Annotated in this window: 9 protein-coding genes; 3 read left to right on the top strand and 6 right to left on the bottom strand. The window is 47.7% G+C overall.

What is annotated here, in order from left to right:
* Positions 1-40: 40 nt before the first annotated feature.
* The 5 genes from ABXS70_RS04940 to ABXS70_RS04920 all read right to left on the bottom strand — a co-directional run bounded on the left by ABXS70_RS04940 (position 41) and on the right by ABXS70_RS04920 (position 5,715).
* A complete protein-coding gene (locus ABXS70_RS04940) occupies positions 41-1,324 on the bottom strand; it encodes an MFS transporter (RefSeq protein WP_342552195.1) in 1,284 nt (427 codons plus the stop codon).
* A 106-nt stretch (positions 1,325-1,430) separates the two neighbouring features.
* Entirely contained in the window at positions 1,431-2,375 is a 945-nt protein-coding gene (locus ABXS70_RS04935) for an ADP-ribosylglycohydrolase family protein (protein WP_342552196.1), read from the bottom strand.
* Between the two features lie 526 nt (positions 2,376-2,901).
* The gene (locus tag ABXS70_RS04930; protein ID WP_342552197.1) at positions 2,902-3,795 is read right to left on the bottom strand and encodes a hypothetical protein; all 894 of its coding nucleotides are present in this window, start codon (positions 3,793-3,795) and stop codon (positions 2,902-2,904) included.
* A gap of 230 nt (positions 3,796-4,025) precedes the next feature.
* Complete coding sequence (locus ABXS70_RS04925) at positions 4,026-4,682, bottom strand: YkyA family protein (protein WP_342552198.1); 657 nt, start codon at positions 4,680-4,682, stop codon at positions 4,026-4,028.
* 130 nt (positions 4,683-4,812) lie between these two features.
* Entirely contained in the window at positions 4,813-5,715 is a 903-nt protein-coding gene (locus tag ABXS70_RS04920) for a polysaccharide deacetylase family protein (protein ID WP_342552199.1), read from the bottom strand.
* A 290-nt stretch (positions 5,716-6,005) separates the two neighbouring features.
* On the opposite strand from ABXS70_RS04920, the gene ABXS70_RS04915 reads away from it, so the two are divergent.
* Positions 6,006-6,950, top strand: a complete 945-nt coding sequence (locus ABXS70_RS04915; protein ID WP_366296542.1) for a DMT family transporter — start codon at positions 6,006-6,008, stop codon at positions 6,948-6,950.
* A 131-nt stretch (positions 6,951-7,081) separates the two neighbouring features.
* Positions 7,082-7,927, top strand: a complete 846-nt coding sequence (locus ABXS70_RS04910; RefSeq protein WP_366294284.1) for a sulfurtransferase — start codon at positions 7,082-7,084, stop codon at positions 7,925-7,927.
* A 255-nt stretch (positions 7,928-8,182) separates the two neighbouring features.
* Here ABXS70_RS04910 and ABXS70_RS04905 read toward each other — a convergent pair whose 3' ends face one another.
* Entirely contained in the window at positions 8,183-8,866 is a 684-nt protein-coding gene (locus ABXS70_RS04905) for a hypothetical protein (protein WP_342552201.1), read from the bottom strand.
* A 592-nt stretch (positions 8,867-9,458) separates the two neighbouring features.
* Here ABXS70_RS04905 and ABXS70_RS04900 point away from each other — a divergent pair.
* Positions 9,459-14,432, top strand: a complete 4,974-nt coding sequence (locus ABXS70_RS04900; RefSeq protein WP_366294281.1) for a discoidin domain-containing protein — start codon at positions 9,459-9,461, stop codon at positions 14,430-14,432.
* The last annotated feature ends 61 nt before the right edge of the window (positions 14,433-14,493 follow it).

The raw sequence follows: 14,493 nt of genomic DNA, 5'->3' as shown, positions 1-14,493 counted from the left end.
TTTTTATAGAGGACCGGAGACTTCCTTACAATGCGCTGAACTACTGTGCCGACACGGGATGAATGACATCTCCACCTTCAGACGCGCCCTTTTTGTCATGCATTAACAGACTGAGCAGCAGTCCAAGAAGGCCAAGCGCTGCAATCACAGCGGCATAGAGCGGCACTGAAAGCAGTCCCGTGTGCGTAATGGCAAATCCGCCAATATAAGCTCCGGCCGCATTCCCCAGATTAAATGCAGAGTGGCTCGATGTCGTTGCAAGCAGCGGAGCTTCTCGCGTCATATTCATAATACGAATCTGAAGTCCAGGCATAATGCCAAAGGCCGCAACACCCCAGAAAAATATGGTGACTACCGCCAAAAATGGATTGTGCAGCGTCAGCGTTAATGCAGCGAGCAGCACGGCAAGAATGCCAAAGTTAACGATAAGCGAAGGCATAAGCTTCCAATCTGCAAGACGGCCACCGACCATATTCCCCAGCGTCACTCCAAAGCCAAACAGTACCAGAATCCAGGTAACGTTTTGTTCTGCAAAACCGCTAATATCCACCAGCATTGGCGTAATATATGTGAAAACCGCGAATAAGCTGCCGCAGCCCAAAGCACCGATAAGCAGCACTAATAACACCTGTGGGCGGATTAAATTGCGGAATTGCTGTCCGAGGTCAGCCGGTGTTCCTTGCGGAATAACCGGAATAAAACGAATAATCCCCAGCAGTGAAATTATGCCCAGAATGGTGATCGCCCCGAACGAGGAACGCCAGCCGAGCTGTTGACCGATAAACGTGCCAAATGGAACACCAATAATATTGGCAATGGTCAGCCCGGCAAGCACTACCGATACAGCGCCAGCTCTTCGATCGGGTGTCACCAGCTTGGTTGCCATGATTGACCCCACACCAAGGAACGTACCATGAGCAAATGCCGTCAGGATACGTGCCGAGATAAGCAGCCCGTAAGTAGGGGCAATGACTGACAATGCGTTGCCAACGATAAAAATGCACATCAGCAGCACCAGCAGTTTTTTCTGCGGAATCTTGTGCGTAAATACCGTTAGTATTGGCGCACCTACGGCTACACCAAGTGCATAACCCGTAATTAATTGTCCCGCTTGTGGAATGCTCACATCTAGATCAGCTGCCACATTAGGCAGCAGACCCATAATGATAAACTCCGTCATGCCAATAGCGAATGCCCCGATTGTCAAACACAGCAGAGACAAAGGAAATGCCTTTCTTTTGCCAGGCTCTGAAACGTGTGACGTCCCCCTATGTTCTGCCGATGTATCCGTTGATTCTTCGTTTAAACGTCCTGTCCTGCTCATGATGTGATCTCTTCTCCTGTCTTTCATATGTCTATTGTTTTACTCTGTATTCTTTTGTTTTGTATTTTTTTTGTTTTTCGTTCTGTTTTCTTACTTTGACTATGCTTTATTTCTTCTGTACGCCATGACCTGCCGCTTTCAGCCATAACGCATCATTTAATCGATCAAACGTATCTCTCATCGCCAGCCTGTCCTGCCAATGTGAAGGAATTCCGCTGCGCCCGTAATATGCACCCGCAATCTGACCATATACCGCACCAGTTGTGTCCGCATCATCTCCCAAATTCACTGCCCGCAGCAGCCCATCCGAAAAGCTGGATGATTTCGCAAACGCCCACAGCGCAGCTTCCAGAGAACGTACCACATAACCGCTGCCCTGAATCTCTGGCGGCTCTTTATGCTGATATGATCCCATAACCACTTCTTCAATCGCAGGCGAAAAAGACGATCCCTTCTCCGTCCGCCAGCGCTTCATCGTCTCTGGTGCCAGCATATCGGTCTTCTCCGCTCCATGAAATCCTGCCACAAGAACAGCTGCCAGCACTTCGCAGGCCTCTACACTTTCTACAGCCGCATGTGTTGTCCGGGAACTCAGTCCTGCATAACGAACAGCATCTTCCGGCTGGTCAGCATAAGCCATAGCAATCGGAGCAAGTCTCATAATAGAGCCGTTGCCTGCTGTCATCGGGTCCGTTGATCCACTGTAGGCTTCTCCGGTTCGGGCAAAACGTTCCAGTGCACTTCGCGTAGCTCCGCCTATATCAAAGCAGCTGCCCGTACTGCTCATATACCCCACCTTATACCAGTTCGTGTATCGGCGCATCTGATCCGCAGGATCGAAGTCCTGCTGACGCACCAGACTTTCCGCCAGACATAAAGCCATGGACGTATCGTCGGTCCACTCCCCCGCTTTTAATCCAAAAACGCCGCCGCCCACCATATCGGTAACAGGCTCAAAACTGCCAGGGCTGCTGAATTCAACAGTAGTGCCCAGCGCATCTCCCACGGCAAGTCCGATCAGACTTCCTTCAAAACGATCTCTTTGCAGCATATTCCACTTCCTCCTCTGCTCCTCATGCTTCTACCAATGGCCTCATTATACTTCCAATGCATTTTTTACGGCTTCGCGCACGCATTCTCTCATTTTCCCACATGTTCTGATGCGGCGTAAAGCGAATAAAACATCACAAGCTTATTCAATTCTTTCATTCATTATAAGGAACCCTATATCGAGCGAAGCTGCAGTATCTCTTTCGTGAAGACGGCCCTGCTGCTCCCATCCGTGAACGCATGGCTATCCTTGAAGCGCATTCTGTTCATCAGCAGATAATACCCGCTATCAAGAACTTCAAGGGTACAGGCTGTCTACTACCGCACTCATTTGACTTGCCATTCAACCTACGGATGCAGCATATAATCCAACCAACAGTATCATGTATACGACAAAGAGCCGGGAGGAACCTATGCACGGCAGCTCTGTTCTTTCCAGCTCTTCATGTCGTCAAGCTGCATAAAATAAAACAGCGTCTTTCCCCTTTGTAAGGAAACACGCTGTTCACTATGATGGATGATCTAGTCTATTCATTCATAATCGTGTTCACCGAAGCATACACCATCGGAAGGAATCCTTCAGAAGGTTCACCAACCGGCGCATTAACATGGAAGATAAATCCATTTCCGTCCAATTCTTTGACGATAACATACTGCGTCTTCTTCTCGTTCTGCGACATCATGAACAGTCTCGCATCTTTCATAGGTCCGCTGCTGAGCTGTTCACCTGTTACTTGTTTTACCTCTCCGGTCTTCGATAATTCTTCTTTCGCATTCATTTTCAAATTATCCAGATTGAAATCCGCAGGCAGTTTCTCGATCCCTACCTTGTACGCGGGGTTAACCTTCATCGTTAACTCATGTTCTTTTGCATCAAAAGCCATGGGCTCCAAAATATAAAACGAATATCCCTCAGCCTGTGCCAAGGCTGCCGGCCGTTTCTCGGTGATTCCTTCCACAGTGACTTCCAGCTCTGACGTTTTGGGGCGATCCGAGGTTACCGCATCTTCCTCCCCAGCACCACTGTTATCCTTGGCAGGTGAGCCAATTTTCGTAATTCCGGTGAGCACCAGCTGTTTGGTCGATGCATCCACCGATCTTTCTACATATTTGAAACGAACCGAATCCTCATCATCGATATCATCTAATGACTTCTGCATCTCTTCCTCTACCTGGAAGGACATTGCTTGGTCCTTCACTCGAATCTCGACCGTATGTGGATCTGCCCAGCCAGTCAGAATACCCTCGGCTTCGATGACATTACGTTCTTCCGTCTGCTGCTCCGGTACTGGTGACGACTCTTTCGTATTGTTCACAGATGGCTGAATTTCGGGTGCAGTGCTCCCGCAAGCCACAAGCGAGAATCCCATTAGCAGTACCACCAGTGTGGTGCTTACCTTTGTTGTATTCCCTTTTCGCATATGAACACCTCCGTTAGCTTATACGCAATGCTGCTTATCCATGCCGCTGTACACGTGGAATTAACCATGCCTCACACAATCACTTCCATAACAGAGCAGCCTACCCATCGCCGCTCCTGTGCAAAGACTAAAGATTCGTTCTATTTATACAGCCTCGCTTAATATTACTTACACGGAAGGCAGACAGCTCAATCACGTATAAACGGTATTCGTGGGCCTGGCTTCCATCCTCAACCTGCTTGATCCAGCTTCACCAATTGTGCATGAGCCGCGTTAAACGCTTGAGTCTGCAGGTTGAATTGTTTTCGCACTTCAGCCAGTTTGGCGTACTCTTCATTGCGTGTCCGAATAGCACGTTTAATTTGAGCCAGATTTGGTTTCGAACTTGCGCGCATTAGGCCGTACAGCTTCTCTTCCGCGTCCAGACTGTGTCCGTAAGAGGCAGTAAACAGCTCAAATGTTCTGGCCCTTGCCTCATATTGATCCAGCACTTTTCCCGCGTGGGCAAGCGTCTCTTCTTTCTCAATGGTAAGTTCCTTAAGAGAATGGCGCAGCGCTTCGGTTTTCTCATCCGTATCCTGCATTTCCTTACGGGTCTTCTCCAGCAGTGCTCTTCGTTCCTGAATATGAGCTTGTGCTTGATCCAGCAGTGCTTCAATATCGCTATTTTTATTCTGGCCTTTGCTTAAAATGGATTTATATAGTGCCATATCCTCTTCTTCATAGCGAGACAATTCCTTCAGACTTTTGTCAATCCCCTGCCCCCCCTGCACCAATCGATCCACCTGGTTGGCTGCAGGCTCCTGCGGCTCTCCACATCCGCTAAGCAGAAGCACAAGCAGTAAGCTGCATGCTGCCAATGCTATTTTTTTACTCGTTATTACCATTTGTTCTCCCTCTCTTACCCTAACCGTATAAAATTCCTATGCCTTCGTCTTGCTGAAATTATATGCATTTTATTTTCACAAAAGTTACATAAGGCCCGATCTTGTTTGTGTAATGTTTGCCGTTCATCCATTACAGACGAGTATCATGACTGAAATTGACAACCCAGTGGGCATCCGGATCGTACACTTCGAACTCATAACCCCGTTCTTCCAGCAGTTTCATAATGCGCGGCAGCGCCTGCACCGTCTGTTCCCGTTCATGCATCAAAATAACTTCTTTATCCCGGTGTACACTGCTGCTCACCCGGTCTACAATTTTGTCTGGCTGACCTGGAAGATTCCAGTCCAGTGAGTCCGTTGTCCAGTCCCACATTTTGAATCCTGCCGCCGCGATATTTCCCCTGAAAGCTTCACCGATCTGCGGACTGCTTCCATAAGGAGCACGGATAAGATGCGGTTTGTATCCGATCAGTTTCTCTACCTTTTCCTGCTCTTTTTTGAACTCATTCACAAAATTAGCGGAGCTTCCGCTTTTGTACAGCTTTTTATAGTCATGGGTCATGCTGTGAAGCCCAGGATAGCTGCCTTCTTTGTACAAACGTTTCACTGCATCCGGGTGCTCATTCAACTGGCGTCCAACCATGAAAAAGGTTGCCTTCGCCTCATGCTGTTTCAAAATATCCAGCAGCTGATCTGTAAATTTACTTGGCCCGTCGTCAAATGTTATGTATGCCACTTTGCGAACCTGCCCCAGAAACCGTGCCGGTTCCTCCTTCGCCTCCGGTGTAACCTGGATCATACCCAGCTTGGCTGGTTGTTCAATTACAGCAATGGGCGGCGGAGCTGCCACCGATTTAATCCAATGAGTCATACCGATAAACGCATATGTTAATCCCGTAACAAGCAGTATCAGCAGCATAAGCGCCGCACTTAATCTGCCGTAGCGGATTTTTCTTCTTCTATGGGTTTGTTTGCGACTTACGCTGCGAACTGCATTTCCATACTCTCGCGTTGTTTCTTGTTGTACTCTCACGACCTGGCCACTTCCTAACTTTCATTTTTTCCCGATGAATGGAATATTCTCTCGATTCATGTCTATATATAGAAGATTAATAGAAAACCAGGCTCTGTGAATGACAGAATAGTTACAAGCCCGGTTACAAATTGCTTATCTCTTGCTTATATTCCTCTAACTTCGCAGTACAGCTGCACTCATTCGTAATCTGGCATTCTTTCCGCTGTGGACATCTTCCCTGTGCTGATCTTCTCCTGTATAATGAGGTGATTTAGGTGATCTTATTTTTTATTAAAGGAGCTGCACCAATGACAAGCCTGAACCGTGCCGGCAGATCCATTTATGTGTTATTTGTTGTCGGCATAATTGCAATTTCATTCTCCTCTATTTTTGTACGCTGGTCTGACGCAGATGTTGCGGTCGTTGCCATGTATCGCTTGTTTTTAACCAATCTGCTTATGCTTCCGTTCATCTGGCCGCACAGACATGAGATGATGCGCCTGAATTTCCGCCAGTGGATCTTACTGATCGCTTCCGGCGTGATGCTGGCCCTGCATTTTCTGCTCTGGATGGGATCGCTCAGATTGACCAGTGTCGCAAGTTCCACTGTGATCCTTGCTCTGGAGCCCATTCTGATTCTCGCAGGTTCGGTATGGCTGTTCAAAGCCAAAATCAACCGCATGATGCTCATTGGTATGGGTATTGCTCTGCTAGGGTCCATCATCATTGGTGCTGGAGATTTCCAGGTGGCAGGCACTGCGCTGCAGGGGGACATTCTATCCTTGCTCGGCACGATGGCGGTAGCTGTGCATATGCTTTTGGGTCAATTTTTGCGAACAGGACTCAGTGCATTTTCATATAATTTCTGGGTGTTTCTCGTCGCAGCCTGTACGTTCGCCGTTTACAATCTGGCCATGGGTCATCCGTTCGGGGGTTATGCGGCTTCAGAATGGGGGATCTTCCTGCTGCTTGCTATCGTACCTACGATCTTCGGACATTATCTATTTAACTGGCTGCTGCAGTATATGAACGCGACGACTGTATCGATGGGTGTTCTCGGAGAACCTGTATTCTCATCCCTGTTGGCTTGGGTACTTCTGGGAGAGTCACTGAGCACACTTCAAATGTCAGCTGGTGTCGTCATCCTGTTCGGCGTATGGGTCTTCATTCGTTACGGCAAAACCAAACCCCAGCCCATTCCGGCTGATGCGCCCATCACGGCTTCAGGTCCTGTTGAACCTAAAATAGTATAACAGCTTTTCATTGATTTAACTTTATTTTCTAAGAAAATGATATGGATGGATAAACAAACACCGGGGCGCGCATGAAGCAGACTCCGGCTGCATTGAGTACAGCTTATTACATATGAAGGCGGTGTGTTGTTATGAAAAATATTGTATCCATGCGCTGGCTGCTCGCCAGAATGTACGAACCAGATGTCGTCATCGCAGATTGCCGTTTCCTGCTGGGACAGCCCGATGCCGGGCGGCTCGCTTATGAAACTGGACATATTCCGGGGGCCGTTTACCTTGATCTCGAAAAGGATCTCTCTGCCCCAGTAACCGAGCATGGCGGGCGCCATCCGCTCCCTGATCCGGCTGTGCTCGCAAGTCGTCTCTCCAAAGCTGGCATCGGCTCCAATAGTCGGATTGTTGCTTATGACGATCAAGGCGGTATGAACGCCTCGCGTCTGTGGTGGCTGCTGCGTTATATGGGTCATGAACAAGTATATGTTATGGACGAAGGTTTCACCGCTTGGCAAAACGCCAAGTTCCCGGTGACAACGGACGTACCGGTACAGATTCCGTCTTCATTTGACGTGAAGCTGCAACCGCAAATGCTGGCAGGTGTTACGGATGTGCAGCAAGCATCAGACAGCGGCAGCGCCGTGCTCATCGACTCCCGTGATGCCCGCCGTTATGCGGGGCTGGAGGAACCGATCGATGCCAAGGCCGGACATATTCCGGGAGCGGTGAACTATTTTTGGAAAGACGTGCTTGGTAAAGATGGTCGCTGGTCTGGTGTTGAAGCGTTGGAGGAGCGGTTCGCGAAGCTGGAGAAAGATGATTCCATTATCGTGTACTGCGGTTCCGGTGTTTCCGCCTGCCCGAACGTGATTGCGCTGGAAGAAGCGGGGTACTCGAATGTGAAGCTGTATTCCGGAAGCTGGAGCGACTGGATTAGTTATGAGGAGAATTCGGTGGAGACGGGGGATGATAGCTCGACTTAAGCTTGAATGTATAAATTGGGCGATGGCCGCATGGAGTCTAAAAGCTTCAGGCGGCATTTTACTATGCTTGTACAATCACAATCGAGGGATGAGCAGGAACATCTCCTTTTAAAGACTCTATATAGCTTTTAGATAAACAAGTACATCAAAAGGTTATATAAGGTTAACAAAATTTATGCTTTTTTTAGAAAAACAAAAAAAGCCCACTAACAAGGGCTTCTGTAGTAAGGTTTGATAATAATAGATGAGTATTATTCACTGTTTAATTTTATCTACCCATTCTCTTTCGTTCCATATATATGGATTATTTATATTTTGATTTTCTCCTCGGACAGTGGAATCGTAACTATCCTTTCCAAAGGTGTACCAGTCTGCAATCACTAATTTCCCATTCATATTTTGTACCAGAAATTCAGTAGGTTCAGCATAGCTCCCTACATCCTTCGTAATACGTGCATTTAATTTTAGATAGAAAAAACTGTTGTCACCTTCAACATAATCTACTTTTTCAGCGCCAATCTTGATTTCTTTTATTTGATTAGAGGTAAGATTATTTTTGCGAAACAGATTATGTTGTGAGGTGATCTTTTTTTCCGTATACTGCTTAAGATTCGGATTATCAATATATTTGCTGACGTCCATCTGAATTCCGTTCCAGATGGACTTATAATATCCTGATAAGGCCTCTGTACATAATTTATATGCTTTCTCGAAATCCAATGTTGACAGATTGTTTGGTTCTATAGTCAAAAAATTAGATGAATCATTAGATTTATTCACACTCAATAAGCTATCTGAAACCTCATCATTTTCGGTATGGTTGTCCCCTACCGCAACCGCAGTTGATTCCTCACTTATCCCCATATTACGTTCAGTCTCTTGACATGCACTAAGAGTAAATACAATAACTAATAAGAATAAAAGATATACACGTTTCATTGTATTTCCTCCAGTAAACTATTATTCGATTCGATGACATAGCAATCAGTCTGAATCCCCATCTGAATACAAAAAGTTTGAGAGGGGGACCATTCCATGGTTTTATTTATAGTACCCAGTCAATTTTATGACTCTTTTGCTCTCCCTTGGATACATTTCTTCCGCTTTTTGGTATTCATTATAAACGTTTTTCGCCGAACGTCCAGTAACCAATGCACCAAGAACTAAATTTGTCAGCCAGATCCCCTATAGAAAGTCTTGAAGCTCGCGATAAACGGGCTTTTTGACTTCCCTGTAAACAAACCCTCTCTATCAGACCGTAATCCCAATTCGGCATTTCATAGTTGCACACCATGCTTTCCGCCTGTAGGACATATGTCTCTTTTTCTGCGAAAACGTTTAAAAAAGCTTTATAATCCAATCCAAATGATCGATATACAACAAATGAGCATCCGCATATCCCATGTTTACATTCTGAAATTGATCTCAGGAATGCGGCACGGGAGAACAGAATCATACATATAACAGGTTGTTAGGAAAAGAGAAAGTTCTGTCTTGTGAACAGACAAGAGCTAACAAAGGAGAAGAAGATATGAAGGGACGAACGAGTCACAAACGAAACAAGCGCAGCATCTGCGTGAACTTGCTGTTATCTATGCTGTTGTTGATCAGCAGTGTACCACTCTGGCCAAGCAAAGCAGCAAACGCAGCAGTAGAAGGGTCATATCTCTTATCCCTGAACAGACCGGTGTATAGTTCCTCATCCCTTGGCGGGAATACAGCCGATCATGCCGTGGATGGAAACAAAAATACCCGATGGGAAAGTGTATGGCAGCAGGACCCTCAGTGGATCTATGTTGACTTGGGCGCAGCGGCGTCCATCTCGAATATCTCGATTGAGTGGGAAAATGCTTATGCATCCGCCTTCGACCTTGAAGTATCAGATGACGAGGTGAACTGGAAGCAAGTATATTCCACAACGAAGGGCCAAGGCGGTCTGACGGAAGTCGAGGTTTCTGCCAACGCACGATATGTGCGTTTGTTTAGCCACGAACGGGCACAGCAAGCCTATGGTGTATCTCTCTACTCGTTCGATGTTTATGGAACGGGTGGAGCAAATTCTCCTCCAAAACCGGTTGCCGCCAACCTCGCTCTGGGTAAATCGGTCATGGCATCATCAGAAGAGATTGATGAACCCAGCCGCTCCGCCGAAGACAAGGCCAAAATGGAGAAACGCAATTATGAGGCGCGCAATGTGACGGATGGTGATCCAGGCACACGCTGGTCTTCCATATACAAGGATCAGGAATGGATTGTTGTGGACCTTGGAAAGCGTCATGAAATCGGAGAAATTTCTCTACAATGGGAGAATGCGTTTGGACGTGCTTATGACATTCAGGTATCCAACGATGCAAAGCAGTGGACTACGCTGTACCGGGAGATACACAGTAACGGTGGACGAGATGACATTGCTGTATATGCAGAAGCCAGATATGTAAAGTTCGCAGGGCTTGGCAGAGGTACAACCAACGGATATTCGCTCTATGCTTTTGATGTATATGAGTATATTCAAGGTGATGAAAAGCCGGTCTACACCATTCCGGCTATCCCTGAGATGAGCTCAGTACAGGTTGGGGCTGGCAGTTATGCCATTAACGACATTACAATGCTGCAGCCGAAAAACCCAAAGAATCGTACAGCTGACATCACTGCCCCGATTCCATCTAATGACTGGTGGCAGTCGATTCTTGTTTCGGATTTAGGAGATGGAAACAGTCTGGTCACGCTGCCGTTCAAAAACCGATACACCAAGCAGGGGCTTCATATTTTGAACCCTGGTGCTGGATACGTTTCTGCTGACGGCAGCTCTATGGATGCCGATGGTGAAGCTGACCTTATCCTGACAACAAGCAGTATGAACCCAGCCAAGGTTAATACCAAGGTGGCAGGGTACGGGGATTACTCCGCAAACATCATCATGAGTGATGATGACACGGCGAAGGTCAACACAACCTTTGTCAAAGGCTCCCCTTTCCTGTACAACACGTTCGAGAACCCGGACACGATCCTGCTCCGTTCACCGAACATCACACGTCTCTTTGATGATCAAGACCGCGAGATTGTGCTGCAGGACGGGGAATCATGGACAAGCGATCATATCGGTGTAGAAGTCACCAATCAAGACAGGGCTCCTTCGCCGCAAACCTTTACAAGAAACTACGGCCTTTATGCGCCTAAAGGAACCACATTTATAAAGCTTGGCAATACACTTAAGATCAAGCTGGGATCAGGCGAAAATTATTTATCGCTAGCCACCCTGCCGAATGCATCAGAATTAGCATACTATTACCAGCATGCCTATGCTTTTGTAACGGATACGAAGGTCGATTACGACTATAACGAGAGCACTTCCCAAGTTACAACGACCTTCAGCTCCGTTACACAAACGAAGCGTGCCAACTTCTCTGCGAACACATTAATGGCTTTGTTCCCTCATCAGTGGAAACTTGCAACTACTCCACTCACGGAGCTCACGTATCCTTCCATTCGTGGGATGATGAAAGTGAGCGAAGGCAATAGCTTTACGACAAAGGATCGTTTCTACGGTATTATTCCGCAATTTGTAGAGCCGGACGATCCGACATACTCACGCGCGCAATTAATCAGTTATCTGGATCAGCTTGATGCAGATACGTCGGGTAATTTAATGAGCGAAGATCCATACTGGCAGGGGAAAAAGCTTCATCCGCTTGCACTGGGTGTGCTCATTAGCGATCAGCTTGGGGATCACGAACGTCGGGACCACTACCTGTCCCTGTTAAGAACCATTTTGACCGACTGGTACACCTTTTCACCGGATGAACGTCTGCACTCCTATTATTTTTATTACTCGGATCAATGGGGAACGATCTTCCCTTATGGGAGCGGGTTTGGTGTCAACACCGGACTGACGGATCATCATTTTACGTATGGCTATTACGTTTTTGCATCTGCGGTGCTGGCCATGTATGATCCAACGTTTGTAGAAGATTATGGCGATATGGTTGAACTGCTGATCCGGGATTATGCCAATCCTTCGCGTACAGACAATCAATTCCCATGGATGCGTAATTTTGATCCTTATTCAGGTCATTCCTGGGCAGGAGGTTATGCCGACAATCGCAGCGGAAACAATCAGGAAGCGGCAGGTGAAGCTCTGTTCAGTTGGGTCGGACAATATATGTGGGGCGAAGTAACAGGGAATAAAGCCTATCGTGATACAGGCATCTGGGGCTTCGTCACCGAAGAAAAAGCGGCCGAGCAGTATTGGTTCAACTATGATGGGGACAACTGGCTGGAAGGATACAAACACGCTACCGTAGGGCATGTATACGGCAGTGCTTACCTGTATGGCACGTACTTCTCCAACGACGCAGAACATATTTACGGCATTCACTGGCTGCCGCCGGCGGAGTGGATGACCTATTACGGCCGTGATCCGAAGAATACTGCCGCACTATACAACGGGATGATCAAGGATCTTGGTGGTCAGCAGGAGCGCACATGGCAGCACATCATTTGGCCCTTCCAATCCATCGGGGACCCGCAGGCTGCTCTTGCGAAATGGAATACAAAAGACATGCAGCAAAACGAAGTCTTTAACGCCTACTGGTTCATGCATAGTATGGCATCCACAGGAACACGTACAATGGATATTTGGGCTGATTCTCCGGCAGTAACTGTCTACGAAAAGGATGGCGTCTACACGGCACAAATCTGGAATCCGTCGGATACCACCAAGACGGTTCGCTTCTTTAATGCGAGCGGGGCTTTGGGTTCGGCTGCCGTCTATGCGAAGGCTCAAGTGAAGGTCAATCCATTGGAGCATACGGTAGTTAAGCAGCCGGATGCTTCACAAGGCGTCACTTATCTGGATCGCAGCGCATGGACGATCACCGCCTCTTCCAGTTCGGAAGCAGTGAAACGCATGATTGATGGAGATTTGGCCACCCGCTGGTCATCTGGACAAACGCAGCAGCCTGGAGACTGGCTCCATATTGATCTGGGCAGCGAGCAGATGATGGACACCCTTTTCATGAACTCCGGCAGCAGCGGGGGTGATTATGCCCACGGGTATGAAGTTTACGTTTCGAAGGACGATGAGAATTGGAGCAAGCCGATTGCACAGGGAACAGGCTCATCTCCGAGCATGTCCGTCGATTTGGGGATGCAGAGTGTACGTTATATTAAAATTGTATTGACTGCTCCCGCAGACAGCTGGTGGTCCATCTCGGAACTCAAGCTCGCCCGATTTGGTAAATTGGCTCAAGCACCTGAACATCCAAATCCAGCCCCGCTGCCCGATCGGTCAACTTGGATCGTGACTGCTTCCTCCACACAAGGAACGGATATCACGGCTCATATGCTGGATGGAAAAAACGAGACGTTATGGACGAACGGGAGAAAGCAATCCAAAGGACAGTGGATCACGATTGATCTTGGGCAAACGAGTCTTTTTGATGCGGTAGAACTGGACCCGGGGAACGCCAAGGATGACTATCCACGACAGTATCGCATCTTCGTTTCCGATGACGGGCAGAACTGGGGAACATCTATTGCTGGAGGCGAAGGCGTGACAGGACGTCTCTCCATCACCTTCCCTGAGCAGGAAGCCCGTTATGTGAAGATTATGCAGACGGGTGAATCCGACCAATGGTGGTCGGTTTCTGAGTTGTTCGTTCAGCACTATGGAACAGGAAAACAAAAACGTCTCCTGCCAGATGGATGGTCCGTCACAGCGTCTTCTGGTGATGAAGCTGCAGCGGCGATACTGGATGGCTCGGACCAAACACGCTGGACTTCCGGTCAGACACAAATAGGTGGTGAGTGGCTTCAGCTGGATCTGGGCCATTCACAGACGGTGAACCGGATTGTACTGGATAGTGCTCATAGCAGTGAGGATTATGCTCGCAGCTATGAAGTATTCACCTCACTGGATGGCATGGATTGGGGTAAAGCTGCAGCTGCGGGTGAAGGGGAAAATGCCGTACTTTCTATTGCTTTCGCTCCCCATGAGGCTCGCTATATCAAGATCGTTCAGACCGGAACGGATTCTCACTGGTGGTCTGTATCTGAAATTGCGGTTTATACCTCTGATCAGACGCCATGGACACCTGGAGAACAGGATGAGCTGCTGCCTACCGAACTGGATCGGACGTCTTGGACAGTTACAGCTTCCACGTCTGAAGACGTTAGCGCACTGCTCGATGATGATCTGAACACACGCTGGACCTCTGCGTCCGGACAGCAAACAGACCAGTGGATTCAGATTGATTTGGGGAGCATCCAAAATTTTAGCCGGTTAACTATGGACTCAGGCAGCAGTACGAATGACTATGCCCGTAGTTTTACAATCTTCACTTCAACGGATGGAGAGCAATGGAATTTAGTTTCAGATGCTTTGGGAACCGATCCTCTAATCTCCGCGATGTTCACGAACCAGCAGGCACGATATGTCAAAATTGCTTTGACTTCGGACAATGCTGAATGGTGGTGGTCTATTGCTGAGTTGAAGCTGTACCGATGATACGCTGAATTATAAAGCATCCATCTTGCGCGAATTAAAAAACATGAATCTAAGATTTAAA

The organism is Paenibacillus sp. AN1007 (assembly GCF_040702995.1).
In the GTDB taxonomy this organism is placed as follows: Bacteria; Bacillota; Bacilli; order Paenibacillales; family Paenibacillaceae; genus Paenibacillus.
The sequence above is the reverse complement of the archived record's forward strand: the minus strand, read 5'-3'. Positions and strand labels throughout refer to the sequence as shown.